Origin of the sequence: Occallatibacter savannae, from assembly GCF_003131205.1 — a bacterium.
Classification (GTDB): Bacteria; Acidobacteriota; Terriglobia; order Terriglobales; family Acidobacteriaceae; genus Telmatobacter; species Telmatobacter savannae.
Window position 1 is genome coordinate 163,319 of record NZ_QFFY01000001.1, and the last position, 25,751, is coordinate 189,069.

The window sequence follows — 25,751 nt, forward strand, 5'->3', positions numbered from 1 at the left end:
TGAGAAGAGTACGCTCGCGACACTTACCTCTCTGGACAATCGGCGACGCGGGAAATCGAAAGTGAAGCTCGAAGGGCAGATCGAGATGGCTTCCTCTCCGCCACTTAGCCCACCGCGGTAGCGATCGGCAGGTTGTCGATCTCGGTCGAGGACTGCACGAAGGGCAGGAGCACTTCGAAAGTGCTGCCCTTGCCGGGTTCGCTGGTGACGGTGATGAGTCCGTTGTGCTCGTCGACGATCCGGTTCACGAGGGAGAGGCCCAGGCCTGTGCCGGTGGGTTTCGTTGTGTAGAACGGGCGAAAAATCTGCGCGATCTGTTGCGGAGTCATGCCCCGGCCGGTATCGGTGACACGGATCGCAGCGCGATCGTCGTTTGAACCGAGGGTGACAATGACGGAACCCTTGCCGTCGATGGCCTGCACGGCATTGAGCAGGAGGTTGAGGACGACCTGGTGGATTTGATCGCTGTCGTGCTCGACCTCGTCGAGCCCAGGTGCGGTGATGACGTCGATGCGAATCGGTTTGGATAGCACCTGCTGACGGGCGAGCATCACGGCGTGCTCGATGGTGGTGTTGAGGTTGCTCTTCATCATGCGGGAGGGATGAGGGCGCGCAGTCTGCAGGAGGTCGGTGAGAATGCGGTTGATCTGATCGATCTCGAGGCGCACGTCTTTCACCATGGCGCGAGCGGGGCTGGTGGAAGGGAGATCGCGACCGATGATGTCGATGACGCCGGCGATTCCAGCGAGAGGATTTCGGATCTCGTGAGCAAGCCCGGTCGCCAACTCGCCGAGTGTGGCCAGGTGTTCGGCGCGCGACATCTGTGTGCGATGCATGGTTTCTATCTCCTGACGGCTTTCTTTTAACTGCTGCACCATGTAATTGAAGTTGCGACCGAGGTCTCCGATTTCGTCGTTGCTGCGGCAGAAGGAGACGGTGGTGTCGAGATTTCCGCGGCTGACGAGGGCCATCTTCTCCTGAAGCTCGACCATGGGGCGCTGGATGAGGTAGGCGAGGACGGCGATGGTGACTCCGCAAACGATGACGGAGCCCGCCCCTGCCAGGAGAAGGAGGGCGTCGCGATCGGGATCGCGCAGGGTCAGGGTCGCGATGGTGAAGAGAACCAGGCCCGCAAGGAGCACGCAGACGACGGGCAGAAGTGCTTTGATCTGCCAGTTGACGCGAACTCTGGGCACGTTGGACGTCCTCCCGATCAGCCGGTTCAGCAAGTAATTAGCACGTTGTTTTCCAGAGGTACACGAGAGGCGGAGAATGCGTCCGGAAAGGACTTATGGGGGGTGAGCGCGGCGAGGATGGGGTAAATGGCGCATGAAGAGATGAGATTTCGCCCAATATCTAGGCTGCGTCGCGGGGAGGCTCGCTGCGGTGAGCTTATTCACATGCGGGTTGCGGGAGGCGCAGCAAGGTGTGATCCAAATCACGGATTGGAGATGAGTACAGATTTCTAATCGATTTGCGAAGCCCCACATCCGAGCCGGTTTAGGAGGGGTGGGGAGATCGCGGCAGGGGTCGCGGCGGGATTGGTAGAAAGGCGAGACGCTTGCTAGAGATCGGTTTAGAGTCCGTATGAAACTGCTTCCTCTTGTTCGGTCGCGACGCTTTCCGGGCAGTGCGGTGTTGGCTGCCGGTCTCCTGGTGTTTTGCATCCTTTCCGGGACGAGCGTTCATGCGGCGGTGCACCCTGTGCCGCTGGACAAGAACGTTGACGCGAAGAAGTGCCTGGAATGTCACGAGGAGAAGACGAAACACAAGTTCGTCCACTCGGCGATGCAGGGCGGATGTCTGACGTGTCACGAGGTGCGGGTCAGCAAAGACGTGACGCGGGTAAAGCTGACGACGGCGACGACCTCGGCGCTGTGCTTGTCGTGCCATGAAGACAAGACGGCGAAGAACATCAAGGGCGTGGTGCATCCGCCGGCGGTGCGCGATTGCCTGACGTGCCACGATGCGCACGCGAGCGAAAACAAGAATCAATTGCTGAAGCCGGCTTCCGGAGACGGAAAAGAGAATCTGTGCCTGAGCTGTCACGCGACCTGAACGCATGTGGGGGAGAAGGGGAGCCGTCATGCGGCGCTCGATGCGGGTTGTGACACCTGCCACACGACACATAAGACGGGAGCGGAGCCGACTGCGGAGAACCGGTTCCACTTGACCAAGGCCGCGCCGGCGCTATGCGTGGATTGCCACGATGTGAAGGATTCAGAGCTACAGAAGAAGCACAACAATCAGCCGTTTGGGACCGCGAATTGTCTGCAGTGCCACGATCCGCACCAGTCGGATCAGCCGAAGCTGATAGTGAAATTCCAGCATGCGCCGTTCCAGGGAAATGGATGCGACACGTGCCATCAACCGGCGAAGGACGGGAAGGTCGTCTTGACGCAGACAGACGCGAAGCTGTTGTGCGTGACCTGCCACGAGGACAAGGCCAAGGAGATTGAGTCGGCAAAGGTGCCGCATCCGGGCGCGGCGGGAGATTGCACGGACTGCCACAATCCCCATGCGAGCAGTCAGCCGGGACTGCCGAAGACGGATTCGGTGACGATCTGCCTGGGATGCCACAGCGATATCGAGGAGCTTCAGAAGAAGCCCGCGCATCACCAGCCGGCGTTCGCGCAGGGGTGTTCGACGTGTCACACGCCACACGGTGGAGAGAACGATCATTTGCTGCGAGCGAAGGGGAACGCGCTGTGCCTGGAGTGCCACGGGCCCGAGTCGCAGGCGCAGAAGGACGCGGCGAATCATCTGCTGACGATCTTCAACGGCAAGGTCCGGCTGCCGGAGGACTATTACCAGACGAACAAGGTTCCGATTCTGCCGCTGCGCTACGGGCTGGGTCACCCGGTGGAGTATCACCCGGTTTCGGACGTGATGGATCCCACGAACCAAGCGAAGGTAAAGACGCCGCTGAGTTGCCTTTCATGCCATCAGCCGCACGCTTCGAGCCAGGCCGGGTTGCTGGTGAAGGATCAGGCGAACAATATGGCTTTTTGCGACAACTGCCACAAGAACCGGCTGAACATGAAGGAGACGGTGCTGCCTGGCAAATAGGGGTTTCCGGAGTTGGGAGATCAGGAATGTTTAGCTTCCTCTACAAATCGATGCGAATGCGGAAAGTGCTGGGGCTGGTGCTGCTGGGGAGTGCGTGCGGGTTCATGCTCGCTCCGACGGTCCATGCGGACAAGAAGAAGAAGGCCGCGACGGCTGAGCCGGTGCTGGGGCCGCGGAAATTCAATTTCGATCCGACGAAGCTGGTGTGGCCGAGCCCGCCGAATGTCGCGCGCGTTAAGTGGCTGAACTACTTCGCCGGACAGAAGATCGATTACCGGCAGAGCGAGAAGACGAAGTCGAAGGCAAGCTGGATGGATCGGCTGGCGGGGGGGCAGACAGAGGAAGAGAAGTTCAACCCGAAGGATTTTCCGTTCCAGATGATCGGGCCGTATGGGATCGCGATCGATTCAAAGGGCCTGGTGTATGTGGCGGATCAGAGGGTCGGAGCTGTGTTCATCTTCAACACGGAGACCCAGGATGTGCAGATGATCCGGAACGGCTTTGAGGCGCATTTCGGGTGGGTGAATGGGCTTGCGATTGACGATGACGACCGGTTGTTTGTCTCAGACGGGAAGCTGCACAAGGTGCTGATTTTCAACGCGAAGCATGAGGTGGAGAACCAGATCACGGAGGGATTGCAGGATCCGGTGGGGCTGGCGATCGATACGACAAACCGCTTTCTGTATGTCGTGGACACGCAACAGGACCAGGTGATCGTGTATGACGCGGATACGCTGAAGCTGTTGCGGAGGATCGGAACGGGTGGGAAGAACCACTTTCTGACCACGCCGGGAGATTTCGGCGCGCCCCAGGGAGTTGCGGTGGATGCGGACGGAAACGTGTATGTGACGGACACGATGAACAATCGGGTGGAGATCTTCGATGCCGATGGGGAGTTCATCAGCGAGTTTGGAAAGCACGGAGATGGACCGGGATATTTTGCGCGTCCGAAAGGGATCGCCATCGATGCGGATGGTCACATCTGGGTAGCAGACCAGATGCAGGACAGACTGCAGGTGTTCAATCGCGAAGGAAAATTGCTGACGTATGTCGGGATGGGGCACGGCGAGCTTCCGGGTCAGTTCAAAACGCTGATGGGCGTGGCAATCGACAAGAGGAACCGGGTATTCACGACAGAGCAGGAGCCGGGACGGCTGCAGGTGTTCCGATACGTGACGGAAGCCGAAGCCGTGGAGGCGAAGAAGCAGCGAGACGAGGAGTTGGAGAAGGCAGCGGCGCGCAGGCAGAAGGCAGCCGCTGCTGCGCCGGAGAGCAAGCCGGCAGAGGCCTCTCCAAAAGGGGCTGAGACTAAGCCGAACTGAATACTTCCGTAATCCGGGAGATACGGGCAGTTTGCATGGGCTTGATGCGAATCAAGCCCATTTTTTGTGCCTGTTGCGGCGCACCTGCGTAACTGCGGGACAGGGAGCATCGGTAACCGACCGCAAAGTCGAAGTAGCCACGGGGTTTCCACTCTCGATGGATGTTCGTAGAGGGCTGCCGGGAATAGTGTCTGGGTATAGAGCAGTGATCCGGGTGTTTCCGAGGCTTCGATACGGTCCGCAGAGACCAGGCGCGGAGAAAAGATTCCGGTTGGATGCGGCAGTCGATTGTTTTGATTTGAATCCTCAGTTGCGTTGGAGAACGGCCATGTACGAGAACGAGCAGGCTTGGGAAGGTTCAGCTTCAGAGAACAGCAATCAGGTGAGGAGCGGCGCGAAAGAGTCGCTGTTCAAGAGGATGCTGAGGAGGGTGTTTCCGGATCAGCGCAGGCAGCCGCGTTACCCGGCGCCAGCATTGGTGGGCTACCTGGGAACGATGAAGGGATCACGGCCGTTTGCGGTGGGGGATGTGGGGCTGGGTGGTTTCAGCCTGGTGACAGCAGAGCGCTGGGAACCGGGCACGGAGATGCCGGTCACGCTTGAGCGGATGAATGTGGCTGAAGGCGAGCCGGAAGATCGATTCACGGTACAGGCAACAGCGGTTCGGTGGACGGAGGATGGAGTGGGTTTCTCAATCGTGCTGTTTGAAGAAGAATCGAACGCGGTGTTCGATAATCCACTGCATGCGGTGTGGGCCAGCAGGGAAGACATGAAGCTGTTCCTCGAACGGTTGAAGAGCCCGGAGGAGATGAAGGCAAACGGCGCGGTCTCGGCACCGACGAGGGCGAACGAGGGTTCGCTGCAGGCGGCTTTCAGCGCGCGCTTGTCGCCGCATACGGCGGGGGACTAGGGAAAGTCTCTGTGAGGGGACGAGGAGACACGGGAACAAGGTGACGAGGAAGAATCTCAAGCGTCTGCGAGATTCGGAACACCCTGATCCGCTTCTTCCGTCGTTTTTGTCTCCCTCCCTACATCGGTGGGACGAGCGATTTAGAGCGCGGCACCCACATTCTGTTTGAGCTGAATCGTGAACGGGGAACCGCTTCCAAACTTGCGGGAGGGATAGTGCATCTAAAATGGCACTATGACTCCTGCGATTCCTACGCGCCGGCACGCGAAGACTCCTCCGCCCGGCGAAACGGGCCAAGAGGCACTTTATCTTCGCTCTTTGAGCGAGCGCCAGGTTCCGGTCTCGGTGAAGCTGCGCGGCGGCGAAACGGTGCGCGGCTGGATTGAGTATTTCGACGACGGCATGCTGCGCCTGACCCGGGAGGGCAAGCCGAATCTCTTCATCTACAAGCACCAGATCGAGACGATCACGGAGGCGGGAAAGCGCCGGGCGCCGCGTAACGGCGCGGGTGTGCCGCAGACGCCAGGTGCGGTAAAGGCAGGCGAGTGACGACTGCCGGAAGCAAACAGACCAATACGTGGACGGCGAAGGCTTCGGAGATTGCACGCGAGGCCGGGGCGCGGCTGCGGGAGTTTTTTGCGCAGGGTGTCGAGACCGAATACAAAGGCGACGTCGATGTCGTGACGGTGGCGGACCGGACAGTGGAGAAGCTGATCCGGATGCGGCTCGGCGAGGCGTTTCCCGAGCACGGAATCTACGGCGAGGAGGGCACCCGCGAGCGGCTGGACGGGGAGTTTCGCTGGTATGTGGATCCGTTGGACGGGACGACAAACTTCGCGCACGGGTTTCCGCAGTTCTGCGTGTCGATGGGGCTGGAGCAGCGGGGAACCGGATTGACTGACGAGGTCGACGGGACACTGGTGGCCGCGGTGATCTACGATCCGATGCGCGATGAGCTATATGAGGCGGAACGCGGGAAGGGCGCGACGCTGAACGGGAAGACGATCGCGGTTTCGAAGATTGCGACTCTTGCCGAGTCGCTGGTGGCGACGGGTTTTCCGAGCAAGAAGCGGCACCAGAATCCGAATATTCACTTTTACCACGAGATCACGCTGCGATCGCACGGAGTGCGACGGGCGGGCTCGGCTGCGCTTGATCTGGCCTATGTGGCGGCGGGAAGGCTGGAAGGGTTCTGGGAGTTCAATCTGAACCCGTGGGATACGGCGGCGGGGATTCTGCTAGTGGAAGAGGCCGGCGGGCGCGTTTCCAACTTTGGCGGGGGCCCGTTCAGGCTGAACAGCGAAGAGACTCTGGTATCAAACGGGCTGATCCATGAAGAGCTGGTGAGGGTATTCGAGAATTTGTTTGCGGGGCGAGATTTGACGGAGCTGCCGAACGCTAAAAGAAATCGGAACGGGTGAACAGGGTACCGCGGGAACAGGGGATAAGCCAACGGGGGGGTGAGGGTTCGATACTCTCCCGCATGGCAAAACTGGGTTGATGGGCGTAGAGGTCAGCGATAAGGGCCGTATGCTACTATCAGCGTCGAGACTTCAACTCTTCGGAGACATCAAGAAATGGCCTATGTAATCGCAGAACCCTGTATCGGCACGAAGGACACCGCTTGCGTAGATGCGTGTCCGGTTGACTGCATCCACCCCAAGAAGGACGAGGCCGATCACGGGACGGCCGATCAGCTGTTTATCGATCCCGTTGAGTGCATCGACTGCGGCGCATGCGTTCCGGCGTGCCCGGTTTCGGCGATCTTCGCGCAGGATGATGTGCCGGAGAAGTGGGCGCACTTTACGCAGAAGAACGCGGAGCATTTCGGACGGTAGTTCGAGGTCGAGCGAGGTTGGAGAACGCGTCCGCTTTGGCGGGCGCGTTTTTTGTGTCTGGGAGAAGAAGCTCTAGCCGCTAGCCACTAGCTTCTGGCTTGTTCTTGGTCGGTAGACTTTCTCGTCTCCCACGTCCCCAACTGCGGGGACATGGGGCACCCGGCATTTTTGAAATGCGGTTGAGGGAAGATTTTGGCGGTGTTGACTTCAGAAGCCGTGGTGTTGCGGACGTGGCCGTTGCGTGAGGCTGACCTGGTGGTGAGCTTCTTTACGCGCGACTACGGGAAGATGAAGGGCGTTGCCAAGGCGGCATTGAAAAGCCGCAAGCGATTTGGCGGGGCGCTGGAGCCGATGACGCTGGCGCGGGCGTGGTTTGTCGAAAAGCCGAAGCAGGAGCTGGTGAGGCTGGATCAGCTGGAAATTGTGAGGTCGCCGCTGTCGATGCCCGTAGATGCGGTGCGGCTGATGGTGTTGAGTCTGTACGCGGAGGTGCTGGAGCAAGCACTGCCGGAGCACGATCCGCAGGAGACGGTGTTTCGGCTTGTTGCCTCGGTGCTGGAGCAGACGACGGTGGAGCAGCCCTGGATGCCGTTGACGTATTTCGAGCTTTGGATGACGCGGCTGATGGGATTGCTGCCGGATTTAGCGCACTGCATCGCGTGCGGAGAAGCGCTCGTGGCGGGCGAGACGAGCTTTAATGCGTATGCGGACGGGTTGTTCTGCCGGGTGCACAGGCCGGGGAACGCGAGCGAGTTGTCGGGCGACTCGTGGCAGCTGGCGCTGAAGATGTTGCGCGCCCCGGTGGGAGCGTTTGCGGGTGAGGATTGGCCGCGGCGGAGAGGCCAGGATCTGCGGCGGTTTGCGCTGCAGGCGCTGGAGCGGCATCTGGAGCGGAAGATGCGCGCGGGGGAGATGCTGGCGAGGTTTTGAAGGGCGGGGGACGAGGCCCCGATCCCCAAGTGCGAGGGATCGGGGGCACCCGTCAAATTTCGAGTCGACGAGGGAACTGGTTCCCACATCTCCAACACCGGGAGATGTGGGGCACCCAGATGTGTATTCGAGTGCGGGAGCTAGAAGAGGATGGAGGGGAGCCAGGCGCCGGCGGGGTTGTTGTAAAGACCAGCGGACATGAGGTTGAGGGGTTCGACGACGCGGAGGCCGTTGGAGAGGCACCAGCGGAAGAGCTCGGCGTTGCGGGTAGGGATGATGACGCCGGGGCCGCCGTAGGAGTCGACGGAGCAGAGGAGAGCCTGGAGGTCCTGGTTCGATTCGGCGGTGGTGTGTCCGAAGAAGGCGAGTGCGCTGGAGTAGCCGGTGATGCGGCCCGCGAGTTCGACGACGAGGGCGGCGCCTTGCTGGGTGGAGAATGCGAGGTCGACGCCACGGTCGAAGCCGTGAATCCGATGAGAGAGGGCGTTGCATGCGTCGAGGTCGGCAGAGGTTGCGGGCCGAACGGTGCAGCCGGGGACCGAACGCTGTTGCGTGCGGCCCTGCATGACGGCGAGAGGTTCGCGGACGTCGAAGCCGAGCGAGGCGTAGAGCGAGAGGGAGCGGCTGTTGAAGGCTGCCTGGACGAGGCGGATTCCGGCTGCGTTGCGTTCCCGGGAGCGGTCCATTACGGCTTGCATGAGGCGGCGACCCACACCGCGGTTCTGCGTGTTCGGGTCGACGGTAATGGGACCGACTCCGTGGACGATGGCGCGCTCGTCGAGGCAGTTGGAGCCCAGAATTTTTCCGATAGATTCTGCAACAACGCTATAGACCCCCGGAGCATTGAACATGCCCTGGATGAGGCGGTCGGCGTATTCCGCGTTGGGGAAGTCGCAGGGGAAATTGTGAGCTGCGTTGATCGCGGAGAAGGCGTTGTAGCAGATCTTGCTGCATGCGGGAGCGTCGGCGGGGGTGGCTTGACGGATGAGGATTTCGGAATCGGATGACATGTGGGGAAGAACTCCTGGGGCGGGGGAAGTATAGCAGGGCGGCTTTCAGATGCCAGTTGTCAGTTGTCAGTTGTCAGTTCTCGGCTGTCAGCTGTCAGCCGTCAGCTATCAGCCGTCAGCTATTAGCTATTAGCTATTAGCTATTAGCTATTAGCTCTGGATTGGGAAGGGTTGCTTGGCTCAGGGCGGGCGCGGGGACACCCATTCTGCTCGAGTTTCCTATTGGGCGCGTGCTACTTGGGGGATTCGAGGAGTTTGTCCTGGTCGAGGTTGGCCGATTGGATGAGGGATTCGGAGATGGAGTCGGAGATTGTGACAGGGTTTGCGCCCTCGTCGGAGCGGACCATTCCGATTGCCTGGTTTTTGCCAGCCTTCTTGGCGCGGTAGAGGGCGCGATCCGCGTATTTGAGGACGCCTTCGTAGTTGATGGCGCGGATGTCGTTTTCGTGCCAGGGGAATGCTGCCCAGCCGATGGAGCAGGTTTGAATGGTCGGTTCGGCCGAGTCGATTTGGAATGGCTTGGTGCGGAAGGCGTTGAGAATGCGGTTGGCGAGGATCGCGGCCTGATTGCGATCGGTATATCGCGAGACGACGAGAAACTCTTCACCGCCCCAGCGGACGAGAAGGTCAGAATTGCGGATGGCAGAGGAGATGCGGCGGGCGGACTCGATGAGCATGCGATCGCCGCCATCGTGCCCGAAGCGGTCGTTGACCTTCTTGAAGTTGTCGAGATCGATGAGGTAGAAGACGATGTCGCGTTCGGCGCTGTCGCCGCTCTCGAGGTGCGCACGGACAGATTGAGCGATGTCGCGCTGAATGTTCTCGAAGAAGAAGCGCCGATTTCGCGTGCCGGTGAGAGGGTCGGTGGTGGACGACCACTGCAGGACGAGGTTTGAGTGCCGGAGTTCGAGGTGAAGGATTTGCTGTTTGAGGAAGACCAGGCCTGCCATGGCGAACATGGCTAGCGCTGTGACGAGTACGCGGAAATGAATGATGGATAGAGAGGCGCCGGGCTCAAAGATGGCGAAGACGACCATGATGGGCAGCGACAGGACGGCGATGATGGAGAGAGCGGTGATCCAAGAGCGGTCGCGCTCGTGCTCGTCGGACTCCCGATCGAGGCGAAGGCTGGCGCCGAGAGCGGCAAGGACCAGGAAGAAGGCCCATGAGGCGAGGTAGGGGCCGTCGTACCAGCTTCCGACGAAGTAGGCGTATTTTTCGATGGCGCGGTTTTCGATGGCAAACCATGCGTAGTTGAAGAGGATGCCGAAACCGTAGAAGAGGTAGAAGCGACGCCAGTGGCCCGCGCTGTAGCGGATGAGCTGGGTGAGAACGCCGAGGACGACGATGATTTCGGCAAGGTAGAGATTGTCGTAGTTGCGGTTGTAGAGGAACTCGTTGGGGGAGACGTACTGCCAGCAGAAGACGAGGTAGGCGTAGAGGAAGACCCACCAGAGGACGAGAAGCAGGAAGTCGACGGCTCCGAGGCGGGCCCGATGAGGGGACTGTTGCAGGTGCGGGCGGAGCAGGAAGCCGGAAAGCATGAGCAGGCCGGGGATGAACATGAGAATGTCACCCGCGAAAAGCATCGGAACCTGCTTGTTGAGGACGACGTCGTAGTACATCCACCAGAGCTGGTTGACGAGGAAGACGGACCAGCCGATGCATTGCATCACCCAGAAGACGCGGAGGCGGCCGTGGGTGGGAACGGCGTTGCGGCCGAAGGCGATGATGAGGGCTAGGAAGAGCAGAGAGGACGCGATGTCGCTGACAGCGCTGAGGGCGACTCCGCGAGGGAGCAGTGCGGAGCCTGCGAACTGGGCGAAGGTGAGGGCTATCGCGATTGCGATCCAGAGTTTTGTGGTCTTGCGCACTGCGGCCTTCACTTCTCCAACATTGATTATCGGCAATCAGGAGCGCGCCAGACAGGGGTAGAAGGTGGTAGTGAGATGGTACTTTTGGATCAACGCTTTGGGTTTGATTGTAAAGGACTTAAGCTTGGCCCTGCCCTCAGCGAGTTTGTAATGAACAGGCGATGGGTTCGAGGTGGCGTAAACCGAGTCGGCTGGTAGACTGGCGGTGAGTCCCTTTGAAAGAGAAATGATATTGGCATCTGAAGGATCTTGTTCTCAAAAATCAGCGTTGACGTTCCAGGAACTGTTGTTTCGACTGCAGGGATTCTGGGCAGAGCGCGGGTGTGTGCTGCAGCAGCCGTATGACGTGGAAGTGGGCGCGGGCACAATGGCTCCGGAGACGTTCTTGCGGGTGCTGGGGCCGAAGCCGTATCGCGTTGGCTACGCACAGCCTTCGCGCAGGCCGGCGGACGGGCGGTATGGCGAGAATCCGAACCGGCTGTTCAAGCACACGCAGTTTCAGCTGATTCTTAAGCCGCCTCCGGTGAATGTTCAGGAGCTGTATCTGGAATCGCTCGAGGCGATCGGGATCGACCTGAAGAAGCACGACCTGAAGTTCGAAGAGGACAACTGGGAGTGGCCGGCGGGAGGCGCGTGGGGCGTGGGCTGGCAGGTGATGCTGGACGGGTTGGAGATTACGCAGTTCACGTATTTCCAGCAGTGCGGCGGTATGGATCTGGATCCGATGTGCGCGGAGCTGACGTACGGGATGGAGCGGATCGCGAAGTATCTGCAGGATGTGAATTCCATCTACGACATCGTGTGGGCGCGCGACCCGGAGACCGGCGCGGAGATGACGTACGGCGAAGTGAGGCTGGCTGAGGAGCTTCAGTTCTCGGTCTATAACTTCGAAGACGCCGATGTGCCGCGGTTGTGGGAACACTTCAACTCGTATGAGGCAGAGGCGCATGCGCTGCTTGTGAAAGCGGGCGAGCTTTTTGGGCGCGAAGATGCGAGCGCCACGGAGAAGAAGCGGTTCCCGCTACTGCCAACGTATGAGCTTGCGCTGAAGTGTTCGAACCTGTTCAACATTCTGGATGCGCGTGGAGCGATCAGCGTGACGGAACGAGTGGGCGTAATTGGACGCATTCGTGCGCTGGCGGTGGGAACGGCGAAGGCGTGGGCGGTACAGCAGGCTGCTGCTGCGAGCTCTTAACTAATAGCCTTTAGCTTTTAGCTGCGGATTGGCGGAAAACCTGCTCTCTGTTGAAACGGCGCAGCGCCATTCCACCGTCGATAATTTGCGAAGTTGGAAATACGAGAGAGAAAGTTGAAAAGCTAACAGCGGAAGGCTGATAGTTCTCAGGAAGAAAAAATTTCATGGCGGAATTTTTGATTGAGATTGGGCTGGAGGAGATTCCGGCTCGGATGATTGCGGGGGCCGAAGCAGAACTCGGCAAGCGCGTGCAGGAATTCCTGACACGCGAACGGCTGCTCGAAAACGACGCGACGGTGAAGACGTATTCGACGCCCCGGCGGCTTGCGGTGCTGGTGAGCGGCGTGCGCGGTTCCCAGGCCGACGTGGAAGAGAAGCTCACGGGTCCATCTTGGGGCGTGGCATTCAAGGATGGAAGCCCGACGAAAGCTGCGGAGGCGTTTGCCAAGAAGGCAGGCGTGGCTGTCGCTTCGCTCGAGAAGGTGACGACGACGAAGGGCGATTATGTAGGCGCGACGGTGAAGCGCGCGGGGAAGGCGGCACCGGAGATCCTGGCGGGGGAGTTGCCAAAGGAAGTGCTGGCGATCTACTGGGCCAAAAACATGTATTGGCGCGCGGGGAAGCCAGAGCGATTTGTGCGGCCGGTGCGCTGGATTGTGGCGCTGCTGGACACCGCAGTAGTGCCGGTGGAGATTGCCGGGATTGCAGCGTCGAACATGAGCCGGGGCCATCGCATTCTGCATGGGGCTGCTCCGGTGGTGATTGCATCGGGAGGCGCCTATCAAAGCGCGCTGCGCGATGCGAAGGTGATCGTGGACGTAGCGGAGAGACGCCAAATCATTCGGAAGGCGCTGGATAAAGTAACGCGCACGGTGGCTGGAGCGCGGTGGCGCGAGGATGCCGCACTGGTCGAGACGGTGACGCACCTTACGGAATGGCCATCGGCGATTATCGGCGCATTCGAGGAAGAGTATCTGAGCCTTCCGGAAGAGGTGCTGGTGACGGTGATGCGCGATCACCAGAAATATTTCGCGGTGGAGGATGAGAACGGAAAGCTTGCCCCGCACTTTCTGGCAGTGCTCAACACGGAAGTCGATGAGGAAGGCCAGACGATTATCCGCAATGGAAATGCGCGAGAGTTGCGGGCGCGATTCAAGGATGCGCGGTTCTTCTGGGATGTGGATCAGAAGACGCCGCTGACGGAACGGGTGGAGAGTCTGAAGGCGGTGACTTTCCAGAAGGAGCTGGGAAGCTATCACTGGAAGACGGAAGAGAACCTGGAGACGGCGAGTTTTCTGGCGGAGTTGGCTTCGAAAGCAGGAGTGAAGTTCGACGTGCATGCGCTGACGAGCGCGGTGCAACTGGCGAAGACGGATTTGACTACCGAGCTAGTGAAGGAATTCACGGAGTTGCAGGGTGTGGTCGGCGGGCTCTATGCGCGGGCTCAGGGATTGGGTGAGCGCGTGACGCTGGCGATTTATGAGCAGTACACGCCGGCTTCGATTGAGGACAGCATTCCTGTATCGGTTGAGGGGCAACTCTTAGGGCTGGCGGATCGGATCCAGACGATTGCGGCGATGTTCGGTTTGGGCTTGCAGCCCACCGGGTCGAAAGATCCGTTCGCGCTGCGGCGCGCGGCGAATGCAATTGTGAAGATCCTTGCCGAGTCGGATCTACCGTTGAAGCTGAGCGAGGTTGCACACTCTGCGTTGACCGATGATGTGAACGAGCGCGAAGTGATGGCGTTCTTGCGCGAGCGATTGAGCTTCTATCTGAAGGATGTGCGCGGGTTCTCGTATGACGTCGTGAATGCTGTGCTGGCGGCGGATGCGGACGATGTTCGCGATGCTGTGGCGCGTGCGGAAGCATTGACGGCGGCACGGGCTTCGGCGGACTTTGAGGCGGTGTCGGCGGCGTTCAAGCGGATCAACAACATCCTGCGGCAGGCGGTGGAGAAGGGGTTTGCTGTGGGATCGCCGGATGCGGTGAAGGCTCCCGAAGCGCAGAGGCTGAAGGATGCTGCGGGCGCGCTGGCTCCGGAAGTAGCGAAGCTGCGGCAGGATCGCGCGTATGGCGAGGCGCTGGGGAAGATCGCAACGCTGCGGCCAGTGGTGGATGCGTTCTTCGACAAGGTGATGGTGCTCGATCCGGACGAAGCGGTTCGTGGAGCGCATCTGGGACTGATTGACGGAGTGCTGAAGGGATTTTCGGGGATCGCGGATTTCTCGGAGATTGTTACCTCGTAGTCGCCAGTTACCAGTCGCCAGTCACCACTTGCCAAGTGTAGTCCATTCTCAGGTTATGAGTACGATGACAAAAAGCACCCTGTTCGAGTTCTCCGGCAGGGTGTTTTTGTCTTTTCGCGAGTCAGCAGCGCTTCGCGCGGTTCGCAAGTTAGCAAGTTAGCGGGTTCGTGTTGACGCGAGCGTCCTGGCGGAGACGACCGAGTGGATCGTGTCCGGTCTGATAGGACAACCTGTTGGATAATGCAAATGCCCCCGATCCTCAAGTGCGATGCGCATTTGGATCCCGCTCAGTGCAGGCTCGGGGGCACCCATGATTCTTCTAATTTATTGGACGGAGTAGGAGACGTTGGTGCGATGGAGGACGTTGTAGTTCTGGTCGAGGTCGAGGACGGTGACGTAGTGGCTGCCGGGAGAGAGGTTGTAGTACTGGTTGACGTCGGCGCCGAGGTAGCGGCCGAGTTTGTGGCCATTGTCCCAGACCTGAACCTGGCTGATCGGCACTGATTCGGTTGCGTGGGCGACGACGTGCACTGTGGTCATGTTGAAGACTTCGCTCGGCGTGGGAGAGATGATTTGCACGCCCTCGATTGCAGCCTGCACCGTGTGGGTGACGGATGCCTGGTGAATGGGATTGTAAGACGAATCGTAATCAACGACGGTGGTAGTGTGCGTGCCGGGCGCGAGCGAGTAGACGGCGTCGATGTCGGTTCCGTAGACGCCAAGCTTCTTGCCGTTATCCCATACTTGCGTCTGGCTGACGGTTTTGGATTCTGAAGCGGAAGCGATGAAGCGCACGGAGCCGGTTTCGACGGAGCCGTTGCCGGGTGTGGAGATTATGATGCCGCTGGTTGATGGAGTGGTAGCGGACTTGAAGAAGTCGGCCATGGGAGCGGCGGTTGCGGCTGCTCCGGGGCAGGTGGAGAGACCCATGACGGCGCAGATGGTCTTGAGCACATTCTGGTTGTGATAGGTGATGGTGGATTTGTATCCAGCCTTTACTTGCGGGCCGATGACGAGGTTGGCGGTGCGGCCGCCGCAGCCGGAAGACACGGTCGAGGAGCAGCGATTGTCGGTGTAGAGCGTGCCTTCATCCCAGAGGATGAAGAGAATGCCATCGCCGCCGGGAGCGAATTCGGGACGGGCGAGGATCGCGGGAACGTGGTCCTGAAGCCACTGGTCGGCGGATGAGAGCGTGCCGTTGTGCGCGTCTTCGTCGGAGTCCGGCGTGATGTAGATGTAGTTGGGCGTAGCGTTGTTGGCGATGTCGGTAGCTAACTGGGTATAGGGAACGCTTTTGATGTCCTGCCCAGTGCCGGGGCAGACGTCGGAGAAGTCAATGAGTGGATTGTGGCGGCGGTAGTAGAGATTATTGGTGCCGCCGTAGACGCCCTGGAAACCGGCGTAGGGCATGTTTTCCTGATAGGTCTTCCATTTATAGCCGCTCTTCAGGAGTTCGCGAACGACATTGTCCTGCATGTGAGCGCAGGAGGTGGTGTCGTTGTTGAGTTCGACGGGAGCGCCCGCGACGAACCACATGAGCGCGGGAAGCGAGCTGTGTTGATTGGCGTAGAACTGAGTGGCAAGTCCGTACTGCTTTATGAGTTCGTTGTAATACGGCATTTGCGTATTGCCGACTACGTCTTCGTAACTATGGTTTTCTTCCGTAATGATCCAGACGTGCGAGGAACGCGGCACGGTCTGCGCATAAGTGAATCCGGTGGAGAGAGCGAGTAAGAGCGCGGACACACGTAGAGCGAGCGACTGCATAGAGTGGGGCCCCGATGTAGTTGAGTTATGGAACTGGCTCAGTTGTACATCGGAAGTTGTAATGGTGAATCCGTTACCAAGGAGTTTGCGGGTGACGAAGGTCGGGGGAGGGTTGGAGGAAGGCGGTTACCGGGTGATGCCTGAGTCGTGAGTAGGAGCTACGCCCGCTCATCGCGATGAAGCTGCGATGAACGGGGCACAGTTCGGGGCACCCGCTATGTTGTGTTTACTGGACGGAGTAGGTGATGTGGGTGCGGTGCAGGACGTTCCAGTTCTGGTCGAGGTCGAGGACGGTGATGTTGTGCGTGCCGGGATCGAGGCTGAAGTACTGGTTGACGTCGGTGCCGATGTAGCGGCCGAGCTTGACGCCATTGTCCCAGACTTGAACCTGGCTGACGGGAACGGACTCACTTGCATGAGCGACGACCTGCACGGTTGTCATGTTGAAGGATTGACCCGGAGCGGGCGATACGACCTGCACGCCATCGGTCGGGCTTTGCACCGTGTAGGTCACCGATGCCTGATGAAGCAGGTGTTGGGATGCATCGAAGTCCTTGACGACGGTGGTGTGCGGTCCGGGAGTGAGATTGAACGTGGCGTCGATTTGATTGGTGTAGACGCCGAGTTGCTGTCCGTTGTCCCAGACCTGAGTTGCGCTAACGGGTTGATCTTCGGATGCCGTGGCCAGAAGATGCACCGGACCTGTGATGTTGGATCCGTTGCCGGGCGTGGAGATGATGACGCTGTTGGACGGCGAGTCGGAAGACGACTTGAAGAAGTCAGACATGGGCTGCGCGTCTTGTGCCGCGCCGGGGCAGGGCGAGAGGCCCATGGCGGCGCAGACGGTTTTAAGCACGCTTTGATTGTGGTAGGTGATGGTGGATTGATATCCCGGCGTGACTTGCGGACCGATGACGAGGTTCGCGGTGCGGCCACCGCAACCGGTGGAGTCGGTGGCTGAGCAGCGATTGTCTGTGTAGAGGGTGCCTTCATCCCAGACGATGAAAAGGATGCCGTCGCCGCCGGGTGCGAATTCAGGAAGGGCGAGGATGGCGGGAAGATTGTCCTGGAGCCATTGATCCGCGGCTGGGAGGGTGCCGTTGTGGGCATCTTCGCCGACGTTGGGGGTGATGTAGGCGAAGTTGGGCGTGGTGTTGTTGGCGATGTCTTCGGCGAGCTGGGAATAGGGAACGCTGTTGGTTTCCTGGCCGGTGCCGGGGCAGACGTCGGAGAAGTCGATCAGAGGATTGTGGCGGCGATAGTAGGAGCCGTCATAGAGGCCGAGAAAGCCCGCCGAGGGCAGATCTCTCTGGTAGCTCTTCCATGTGTAGCCCTGCTTGAGGAGTTCGCGGACGACGTTGTCCTGATTGTGGGAGCAGGAGGTGGTGTTGTTATCGAGCTCAATTGGACCGCCGGCGACGAGCCACATCAGGGCAGGGAGAGAGCTGTGCTGATTGGCGTAGAACTGCGTGGCCAGTCCGTATTGCTGGATGAGCTGGTTGTAGTAGGGCATCTGCGGATTGCCAACTACGGACTCATAGCTATGGTTTTCTTCGGTGATGATCCAGACGTGTTTCGATCTGGGGACGGACTGAGCGTTGAGCATTGCGGCAATGGCGAGGAGGGCGAGCAGAGCGATACGACCAGAATGCGACCTCATTGAAGGTGCCTCGATACAAAGTGATTTGTCGTGCGGGCCAAGACAGGCGGGAGAGGAGCAGGGATTCAGGTTCGTGAGGAGTCGGGCGGAAGGCTTATTTGAGGAGGGCTTATGTCCGCCTTGGCGTGAGTGACAAGAAATTGCTATGGGATGAGATGCGGGATGTGAGACTTAGGTCGTCTACGAATCTGCTTTTACCGCGGAGGCGGGATGCGGATGATGACGGCGCGGCAGGCGCGGATGGGTCCACACTGGACGGGCTTGAGGTTCTTGTCGAGGCAGATTTCGACGGCGGTGAGGTAGTTGTTTCCGCAGCTTACGGCGAGGCTCTCGCGTGGAATCTTCGGATTGTCTTCCATGAAAAGATTCATGATCTGGTTGGGGGACATGGAGGTTTGCTGGGTAAGGGTCTGGAGTTTCTGCGGGATGACGACGGACTGATAGGCGGCGCGGGCGGTGGAGAGGAAGGCGTCTGCGGAGAGGCCGGAGCAGGTGCCGTGGGTGCGCCACTCATGCTGGAGAAGGCCCTGGTCGGGGTAGATGTCTTTGTAGGAACTCGGGTCGGAGGGGCCGGGGGCGGCGGAGCAGTTTTCGGGATAGGTGCCGTCGTAGTTCTGTGGCCAGAGGCCATGGAGGACGAAGGTGGAGTGATTGGCGCACTCGGGGGCGTCGCGGTGGGAGTAGCAGAATTCGGGAGACCAGGAGAGGTTGAGCAGGTAGTAGTCGAAGCCGGAGCCGATGGGGAGGGAGGCGCGCTGGGTGGTGGACGCCGGATTTGATGGGGCGCTGGGGGCGGAGGATTTGCAGGCGGTGAATGTGAGGAGGATGAGGATGAGGGCCGCGGGCTTCATGGGGGGAAGGATAGCAGGCGGCAAGAGTCTCAGGTTTCGAGGAGATCGACGAGAGCGTGAGCAAAACGCAGACTGCAGGTTCTTCGACTACGCCGGTCCTGAACGGACCGGCTTCGCTCAGAGTGACAGTCATTCTTGAGATATTGGATTAGCGGAGGACGGCGGGTGGGGCTTCGAAGCTAGAGAGTTCTTCGAAGAGATGGTCGGGGAGCTTGAGAGAGGCGGAGGCGATGTTCTCTTCGAGGTGGGCGACCGAGGACGTGCCAGGGATGGGGAGCATGATGCGGGAGCGGGAGAGGAGCCAGGCTAGGGCAACCTGCATGGGGGTTGCGTCGACTTCACCGGCGATGCGGGTTAGGAGGTCGTTGGCTTGTCTGTTCTGGCCTAGAGGAGCCCAGGGGATGAAGGCGATTCCGTGTTTTTCGCAGTGGTCGAGCAGGTAGTCCCACTCGCGGTCGGCGAAGCTGTAGCGGTTCTGAACGGAGACGATGGGGACGATTTTGCGAGCGCGCTCGAGGTGTTCGAGGGTGACGTTAGAGAGGGCGGCGTATTGGATTTTGCCCTCTGAGCGGAGTTGAGCGAGGCACTCCATCGAGGCGTCAAAGGAGACGGCGGGGTCGGGAATGTGGAGCTGGTACACGGCGATGCGGTCGAGGCGGAGGCGCTTGAGGCTGCCTTCGACGGCTTCGCGGAGGTGGTTGGGGCTGGCGTTGTGAATCCACTGGCCGGGGCCGACGCGCTGCCATCCCCCCTTCGTGGCGACAACGAGATCGGCGGGGTAGGGATGGAGGGCTTCGGCGATGAGTTCTTCTGAGACGTAGGGGCCGTAGGAGTCGGCGGTGTCGATGAAGTTGACGCCCAGCTCGACGGCGCGCCGGAGGGTGGCGATGCAGGCGTCGCGGTCGGCGGGAGGCCCCCAGACGCCTTTGCCGGTGATGCGCATGGCTCCGTAGCCGAGGCGGTTCACTGTAAGTTTGCCGAGAGAGACGGTTCCAGCGGCGGCGGCGGTGGATGAGGGCATGAAGACTCCTTGGTAAAAGCTATCAGCTTAAGCCGCGCGACTAGAATTGATAGAGATGGCAGATACGCTTTATTTGAGTTTGTGGTACCCGAACTTGCGTCTGGCGGGTTTGGCGGAGAAGCTTACGGCAGTGCTGAGTACGTTTGCGAAACATGGCGGCGAGGCGAAGGTGTATTCGGCAACGGTTTGGCCGGTGAGCTGGAGCGAAACTGCGGCGTTTCAGCGGGTGTATGGGCACGGCGAGCGGGGCGTTGAGCCGCGGATCGCTGTGGATGACGCGCTGGAACTGCTGCACGAGGACTACGCTTACGAGTTTCAGATTGGGTGGTCGCTCTGGGAGTACGAGCCCGGCGCCGACGGTCTGGATGCGCGGTGGGTGAAGCAGCCCAGGTTGGTAAGGGTGGTCGGATATGGTCCGCTCTTTGATTCGGGCGCTTACGAGCAGGACGGGCATGTGCGGATCGACTTTGGCAGCGATGCGCCGTTTCTGGATGAGGATCTCGAGCTCGACGCCGACACCGCGAAGCATGTGGAAGAGAATGTGCGGCAGCTGGTGGAGCTGACGGCGGCGGTGGAGAAGGAGTCAGGCGCGACGGCGCGGCTGCTGTGGAGCGAACTCGGGGAGAGTCTGGCGCAGAGGCTGGCGGCGCGGCTGGGCATGACGAACTAAATGCGCTTCACGATCGAGCGGCTGCGTACGTTGGTGCTGGTGGCTGGAGTGCTGCTGGTGATCGCGCTCGGTGTGTTTCTGGGAGTGGGGAAGTTTCGGAATCGCTCCAGCAAAAAAGACATTCCTCATGCGCTGGGGCTTGGCATTCAGGAAGAGGCGAATGGGTTTGTGTATACGCACGATGTGCGGGGACACACGCTCTACCGGATTCGCGCGTCGAAGCAGATCCAATTGAAGAAAGATGGGAAGACGTTTCTGCAATTGCATGATGTTGCCATTGAATTGTTCGCCGAGGACGGCAGCCGGGTGGACAAGATTGAGGGCGGCGAGTTCGAGTACAACCCGGGCGTGGGAATTGCGAAGGCGATGGGGCCGGTGGAGATCACGCTCATGAAGCCGACGGTGGCTCCGGCAATCGCGCCGAATGCCGCGGCGGGAAAGGCGATCGGTTCAAAGCAGATGCCCGACAAGCTGGTGTCTGCTGCGCAGACCGCGGCAAGCGGCGAGATTCACGTGAAGACGAGCGGGCTGATTTTCAATCGCGAGAGCGGAGAGGCTTCGACCGAGAACAAGGTTGAGTTCTCGCTGACGCAGGGAAACGGGAGCGCGATTGGCGCGAAGTACGTGGCGCAGGAAGGCGTGCTGGTGCTGGATCGGGATGTGGAGTTGAACATCGAGCGCGGGGCGCAGCCGCTGAAGATGTTTGCTCGTCATGCGGAGTTCAATCGCGACGATCAGGCGTGCACACTGCAGGCAGCTACGATTCGGTACGGAAGCGACGCTTCGAGCGCGGAAAGGGCGAAGATATATTTCCGCAAGGATGGATCGGCGGAGCGATTAGATGCAGCCGGAGGATTCTCGGCAACAAGCGCGGCAGGAGGGCGGATCGCGGCGCCATCAGCAAAGTTGAGTTTCGATGAGCACAACGAGCCGGTACACGGAAGACTCGAGGGCGGAACGACAGTTGATTCCGAGAGCAATGGTCGGAAGGTGCACGGAGCCGCGCCTTCGATGGAACTGGTGTTTGCAGGGAAGGGTGTGTTGCGAAGCGCGCACCTGGAGCAGGGTGTGCAGATCGCGAGCGATGAAGTTCAAGGCGCGGAGAGGTCGCATCGGGAGTGGACGTCGCCGGTGCTGGATATTGCGTTCAGGGAAGCGGGAAAAGGGAAGGTTGAACCTGCATCGATGCATGGTACCGGGGGCGTAGTGGTTGCGGCTTCAACCCAGCATGGAAGCGGGCCTGCGACGCCGGAGAGATTGACGGCAGATGACGTGACAGGTGATTTCGGACCGCATGGAGAGTTGAGCAGTTTCACGGGAAAAGGGCACACGGCGATTACGCAGATGACTGCGGACGGGGTGCAGCAGTCGACGAGCGGAGATGTGGTGCTGGCGCACCTGGCAACCGCCAAGACGGCCAGCGGAAAGAAATCAGCGCAGAGCGGCTTGCAGATCAGTTCAGCATCGATGGACGGGCATGTGGTGCTGGTGCAGCAGCCGGAACCGAAGAACGGGATTGCGCAGGCGGCAGTGAAGGCGACAGCGGGCCATGCGGAATACGGTGATGCAGGGACGTGGCTTCATCTGACGGGGAGCCCGTGGGTGCGCGATGGAGGGCTCGAGGTTTTTGCGGACAAGCTGGACGTTTCGCAGGAGTCAGGTGATGCGATGGCCCACGGGAATGTGAAGGGTACGTGGGCGGGGGATGGGAAACGGGCTAGAGGTGGCGACGCGAGCCTGGGCTTCGGCGCGCAAGGCCCGGTGCATGTTGTGGCGCAGGAGGCGGAGCTTAAGCGATCGAGCGGGGCAGCAACGTTCAAAGGCGGCGTGCGGCTGTGGCAGGAGGGGAATTCGATCCAAGCGCCGTTGGTGGTGCTGGACAGAACGAAGCAGATGTTGACCGCGCAGACGACCAGCGCGAAGAGTCCCGTACAGGTGGTGCTGGTGAGCGCGATGGCGGTGCTGTCGGGTGAGCAGGTGAAACCGAAACAGACGGAGCCTTCGGTGATCAGGGTGAGCGGAGGGGATCTGCGGTATTCAGGCGCGGAACGCAAGGCTGTGATGCATGCAGGTGCGGTGGGAAGCGTGGTGGCTAACGCGGCGGATGCTCAGACGACGTCAAATGAGGTTGAGCTGGTGCTGCTGCCGGCGGGAGAACACGCGCGCAGCGGCGGAGCAGGCGGGCAGGTAGATCGGATGACGTCTCGGGGCAATGTCGAGGTCTCTTCGGCCGGGCGTCGCGGGATTGGCGAGCAGCTTGTCTATTCGAATGACACGGGAGACTTCGTTCTGACGGGGCGTGAGGGAGCACCGCCTGAGTTGATCGATCCGGTGCATGGAACGGTGACGGGACAGGCTTTGATTTTCAATAGTCGCAGTGATAGCGTCAGAGTCGACGGTGAGGGCCGGAAGACGACGACCATGACGAAGGCGCCGAAGTAGTGGACTGACGCGAATCGGCTAAAGCCCCTCTTCTATTTTTAACGGGTTTGCGGCACGACCGGAGAACACCCCACCAGGCAAGAGCAGCCTGTCGGGGACCCCGGTGAAGTCGTGCCCTTACGCTTCAGGCAATCGGGAAGCTTGTTCGTGCTCGGGAGTTCGATGGACACACTGATCGCTGAGGGAATTGGCAAGACATATAAGGGGCGGCAGGTTGTACGCGGAGTCACGCTGAAGATTTCGCGCGGCGAGGTTGTCGGCCTCCTGGGACCGAACGGCGCGGGGAAGACGACGAGCTTCTACATGATCGTTGGGCTTGTGCCGCCGGAGTCGGGGCGGATTCTGGTCGACCAGAATGACATCACGCACGTGCCGATGTATCTGCGGGCGCGGAATTTCGGGATCAGCTATCTGCCGCAGGAGCCGTCGGTGTTTCGGAAGCTGACGGTTGAGGAGAACATTCTGGCGGTGCTGGAGGCTCAGGCTCTGGACACGCGCGAGCGCAAGGCGAGGACGGAGCGGCTGATTGCACAGTTGAACCTGGGGCATATTCGCGGAACGAAGGGCTATGCGCTTTCGGGTGGTGAGCGGCGGCGCGTGGAGATTGCGCGGTCGTTGTGCATCCAGCCAAACTTCATTCTGCTGGATGAGCCGTTCAGCGGGATCGATCCGATTGCGGTGGCGGAGCTGCAGAAGATCATCTTCGACTTGAAGTCGAGTGGCATTGGGATTCTGATTACGGATCACAATGTGCGGGAGACGCTGAGCGTGACGGATCGCGCCTACATCATTTCGGAGGGGCTCATCTTCAGAGCCGGAACTCCGCATGAATTGGGGAATGATGTTGAGGTGCGAAGGATCTATCTGGGTGAGGGGTTCTCACTAAATTAGGCCAGCTTTCAGCTGTCGGCCGTCAGCTTTCAGTCTGCGGCAGTGTTGATGGGTCCCGTTCATTCGACAGAAGGCGCTGAATGAATGGTGCACGGCAGCTTCAACGCGGGTACAGGTCAGTCGATCTACAGTGCTAGCACCCCGGTTTGAGTCTCGATCCAACTGTCAGAATCTTCCCCGGTCCCCAAGTGCGAGGGACCGGGGGCACCCCCGGCGCGGGCTTGGGACCTTCTCCTCCTGCGTAGGCACTCAGATTAGAAGGGTTTAACAAGTGAGCGGGTGCAGGGAATCTGCTACCCGATTACACTAGATGCAGTCCTAAAGGGAATCGAGTTGGCCGCATGGCGCTGTTGCAACCCAAACTGAATTTGAAGGTGGCACAACGCCAGGTCCTTACGCCGGGCCTGATGCAGATGGTGAGCGTGCTTGCGCTCAACAAGCTCGAGCTGAAGGAGATGATCGATGCCGAGATGGTGGAGAACCCCGTCCTGGAAGAGATTGACGAATCGGTTCCAATGCTGGATGAGGTGGCAAGCAGGCAAGAACAGGATTTACTTCCCGAGCGGGTGGACGGACAGGCGGATGCCGCGACCGAGCCCAAGGATCCCTTCGCCGAGATCGATTTCGGGTCGTATTTTCAGGAGTACCTTGACCCGGGCTATCGCACCCAGCCGGAGTATGAGGACAGCGAGAAGCCGTCGTTCGAGAACTTTCTTTCGCAACCTACCACGCTCACCGATCACCTGGCGTGGCAGCTGGGAGCATTGACGCTGGAGCCGGAGCTGGAGATCGCGGCAGATTTCGTGATCGGGAATCTGGATGAAGACGGTTATCTCTCGGTTAATCGCGATGAACTGATCGACTCTTTTGCTCAGTTCGCTGAGAACAAGGAGAAGGACCGCGAGGCACTATGCGAGCAGATCAGGCGCGGGATCGACCTGGTACAGCATCTCGATCCAGCGGGAGTGGGGGCAGCGGATTTGAAGGAGTGCCTCCTGATTCAAATTGCCGCGCAGCAATCCGAGTTCAAGCAACTGTACGCGAAGCATGAAGAAGATGGGTACGGTGATCTGCCCAGGGATCTGCAAGCAGAAGCCGACGCGAAGCTCGAAGAGCGGCGCCACTCCATGGAGGTGGCTGCGCAGATTGTGCAGAGCCACCTGCAGCTTCTGCAAAAACGGGATGTGAAGGACTTGGCGAAGGCGCTGCACGTCAGCCCGGAGGAGGCGCATGCGGGTGTGGAGTTCATTCGCACCTTGGAGCCAAGGCCGGGGCGGCTCTACAACCGCGAGCAGACAAGGCTGATTGAGCCGGACGTGGTTTTTACGAAGCGCGGCGGGGAGTGGGTGGTCTCAATGAACGAGGAAGACCTGCCCAGCCTGCGGTTGAGCGCGCGGTATCGCCGTATGCTGACGGCGCAAGGCACCGAGAAGGAAGTGAAGGAGTACGTCAAAGAGCGGTTCCGGTCGGCGATGCAGTTGATGCGCAACATCGCGCAGCGGAAGAGCACAATTCTGCGGACGTGCGAAGTGATTGTGCGGCGGCAGCAGGATTTTCTGGATCAGGGGATCGAGGCGCTGCGGCCGATGATGATCAAGGAAGTTGCTGAAGAGATCGGAGTGCATCCGTCGACGGTGAGCCGGGCGGTGGCGAACAAATATGCGCATACGCCGCAGGGAGTGATCGAGCTGCGCTTTTTCTTCTCAGAGGGAGCGAACGGGCCGGAGGGAGCCGACACCCCGCTGTTGCTGCTGAAGCGCAAGGTGCGGAAGCTGATCGATGATGAAGACCCGAAGCGGCCGTTGACGGACGATCAGATAGCCGCTGAGTTGCAGAGGCAGGGAATTCAGCTGACGCGGCGTACGGTGGCGAAGTATCGCGAGGACATGAACATTCCTTCCACGCACCAGCGGCGGAAGCGCGACCAGTAGATGTGTCCAGAACCTGACTGACGAACGGCAGCAGCTATTTCTTTACTTGTTCGGACCAAATTTCTGGTTTCTGTTGCCACCTGCTTCCCTCAAGCCGTACCATCACTTCATCGCGTAAGTTAAA

The 25,751-nt window shown here is 59.9% G+C and carries 21 protein-coding genes; 14 read left to right on the forward strand and 7 right to left on the reverse strand.

Translation table 11 applies throughout. The features are described 5' to 3' along the window. Nucleotides 1-104: 104 nt before the first annotated feature. The gene (locus tag DHV10_RS00790) at nt 105-1,196 is read right to left on the reverse strand and encodes a sensor histidine kinase (RefSeq protein ID WP_162601093.1); all 1,092 of its coding nucleotides are present in this window, start codon (nt 1,194-1,196) and stop codon (nt 105-107) included. Between the two features lie 391 nt (nt 1,197-1,587). On the opposite strand from DHV10_RS00790, the gene DHV10_RS00795 reads away from it, so the two are divergent. The 8 genes from DHV10_RS00795 (at nt 1,588) to recO (ending at nt 8,069) form a co-directional block, all read left to right on the forward strand. After that, on the forward strand, nt 1,588-2,058 hold the full coding sequence (locus tag DHV10_RS00795; RefSeq protein ID WP_109484424.1) for a cytochrome c3 family protein: 471 nt from the start codon (nt 1,588-1,590) through the stop codon (nt 2,056-2,058). Between the two features lie 6 nt (nt 2,059-2,064). Next, the gene (locus tag DHV10_RS00800) at nt 2,065-3,069 is read left to right on the forward strand and encodes a cytochrome c3 family protein (RefSeq protein WP_109484425.1); all 1,005 of its coding nucleotides are present in this window, start codon (nt 2,065-2,067) and stop codon (nt 3,067-3,069) included. Between the two features lie 26 nt (nt 3,070-3,095). Continuing rightward, the gene (locus DHV10_RS00805; protein ID WP_162601094.1) at nt 3,096-4,391 is read left to right on the forward strand and encodes an SMP-30/gluconolactonase/LRE family protein; all 1,296 of its coding nucleotides are present in this window, start codon (nt 3,096-3,098) and stop codon (nt 4,389-4,391) included. 328 nt (nt 4,392-4,719) lie between these two features. After that, the gene (locus tag DHV10_RS00810) at nt 4,720-5,301 is read left to right on the forward strand and encodes a hypothetical protein (RefSeq protein WP_109484427.1); all 582 of its coding nucleotides are present in this window, start codon (nt 4,720-4,722) and stop codon (nt 5,299-5,301) included. 234 nt (nt 5,302-5,535) lie between these two features. Next, nucleotides 5,536-5,850, forward strand: a complete 315-nt coding sequence (locus tag DHV10_RS00815; RefSeq protein WP_109484428.1) for an RNA chaperone Hfq — start codon at nt 5,536-5,538, stop codon at nt 5,848-5,850. After that, the gene (locus tag DHV10_RS00820; protein WP_109484429.1) at nt 5,847-6,722 is read left to right on the forward strand and encodes an inositol monophosphatase family protein; all 876 of its coding nucleotides are present in this window, start codon (nt 5,847-5,849) and stop codon (nt 6,720-6,722) included. The genes DHV10_RS00815 and DHV10_RS00820 overlap by 4 nt, the downstream gene beginning before the upstream one ends. A gap of 156 nt (nt 6,723-6,878) precedes the next feature. Continuing rightward, on the forward strand, nt 6,879-7,139 hold the full coding sequence (locus DHV10_RS00825) for a 4Fe-4S dicluster domain-containing protein (RefSeq protein ID WP_109484430.1): 261 nt from the start codon (nt 6,879-6,881) through the stop codon (nt 7,137-7,139). A gap of 198 nt (nt 7,140-7,337) precedes the next feature. After that, nucleotides 7,338-8,069, forward strand: coding sequence for a DNA repair protein RecO (recO, locus tag DHV10_RS00830; RefSeq protein WP_239461329.1), 732 nt, complete (start codon nt 7,338-7,340; stop codon nt 8,067-8,069). A 140-nt stretch (nt 8,070-8,209) separates the two neighbouring features. Here the strand turns inward: recO and DHV10_RS00835 are convergent, their stop codons facing one another. Next, nucleotides 8,210-9,079: a GNAT family N-acetyltransferase gene (locus tag DHV10_RS00835; protein WP_109484431.1), complete on the reverse strand. Its 870-nt coding sequence runs from the start codon at nt 9,077-9,079 to the stop codon at nt 8,210-8,212. Between the two features lie 233 nt (nt 9,080-9,312). After that, nucleotides 9,313-10,953: a GGDEF domain-containing protein gene (locus DHV10_RS00840; protein WP_162601095.1), complete on the reverse strand. Its 1,641-nt coding sequence runs from the start codon at nt 10,951-10,953 to the stop codon at nt 9,313-9,315. A gap of 226 nt (nt 10,954-11,179) precedes the next feature. Here DHV10_RS00840 and DHV10_RS00845 point away from each other — a divergent pair, with 226 nt between their 5' ends. Together DHV10_RS00845 and glyS are read left to right on the forward strand one after the other, a co-directional pair. Continuing rightward, nucleotides 11,180-12,148 carry a glycine--tRNA ligase subunit alpha gene (locus DHV10_RS00845; RefSeq protein ID WP_109484433.1) on the forward strand — a complete coding sequence of 323 codons (969 nt, stop codon included), beginning with the start codon at nt 11,180-11,182 and terminating at the stop codon, nt 12,146-12,148. Nucleotides 12,149-12,312: 164 nt separating this feature from the next. Then, complete coding sequence (gene glyS / locus DHV10_RS00850; RefSeq protein WP_109484434.1) at nt 12,313-14,394, forward strand: glycine--tRNA ligase subunit beta; 2,082 nt, start codon at nt 12,313-12,315, stop codon at nt 14,392-14,394. 324 nt (nt 14,395-14,718) lie between these two features. Here glyS and DHV10_RS00855 read toward each other — a convergent pair whose 3' ends face one another. The 4 genes from DHV10_RS00855 to DHV10_RS00870 all read right to left on the reverse strand — a co-directional run bounded on the left by DHV10_RS00855 (nt 14,719) and on the right by DHV10_RS00870 (nt 19,693). Next, the gene (locus DHV10_RS00855) at nt 14,719-16,140 is read right to left on the reverse strand and encodes an alkaline phosphatase family protein (protein WP_204101293.1); all 1,422 of its coding nucleotides are present in this window, start codon (nt 16,138-16,140) and stop codon (nt 14,719-14,721) included. A 247-nt stretch (nt 16,141-16,387) separates the two neighbouring features. Continuing rightward, entirely contained in the window at nt 16,388-17,821 is a 1,434-nt protein-coding gene (locus DHV10_RS00860) for an alkaline phosphatase family protein (protein WP_109484436.1), read from the reverse strand. A 194-nt stretch (nt 17,822-18,015) separates the two neighbouring features. Further along, on the reverse strand, nt 18,016-18,672 hold the full coding sequence (locus DHV10_RS00865) for a ribonuclease T2 family protein (RefSeq protein WP_109484437.1): 657 nt from the start codon (nt 18,670-18,672) through the stop codon (nt 18,016-18,018). A gap of 148 nt (nt 18,673-18,820) precedes the next feature. After that, complete coding sequence (locus tag DHV10_RS00870; RefSeq protein ID WP_109484438.1) at nt 18,821-19,693, reverse strand: aldo/keto reductase; 873 nt, start codon at nt 19,691-19,693, stop codon at nt 18,821-18,823. 55 nt (nt 19,694-19,748) lie between these two features. On the opposite strand from DHV10_RS00870, the gene DHV10_RS00875 reads away from it, so the two are divergent. From DHV10_RS00875 to DHV10_RS00890, 4 genes are all read left to right on the forward strand, one after another. After that, entirely contained in the window at nt 19,749-20,363 is a 615-nt protein-coding gene (locus tag DHV10_RS00875; RefSeq protein ID WP_109484439.1) for a hypothetical protein, read from the forward strand. Further along, complete coding sequence (locus DHV10_RS00880) at nt 20,364-22,805, forward strand: hypothetical protein (RefSeq protein ID WP_109484440.1); 2,442 nt, start codon at nt 20,364-20,366, stop codon at nt 22,803-22,805. A gap of 162 nt (nt 22,806-22,967) precedes the next feature. After that, nucleotides 22,968-23,696: an LPS export ABC transporter ATP-binding protein gene (gene lptB / locus DHV10_RS00885; protein WP_109485639.1), complete on the forward strand. Its 729-nt coding sequence runs from the start codon at nt 22,968-22,970 to the stop codon at nt 23,694-23,696. Nucleotides 23,697-24,037: 341 nt separating this feature from the next. Further along, entirely contained in the window at nt 24,038-25,627 is a 1,590-nt protein-coding gene (locus DHV10_RS00890) for an RNA polymerase factor sigma-54 (protein ID WP_109484441.1), read from the forward strand. The last annotated feature ends 124 nt before the right edge of the window (nt 25,628-25,751 follow it).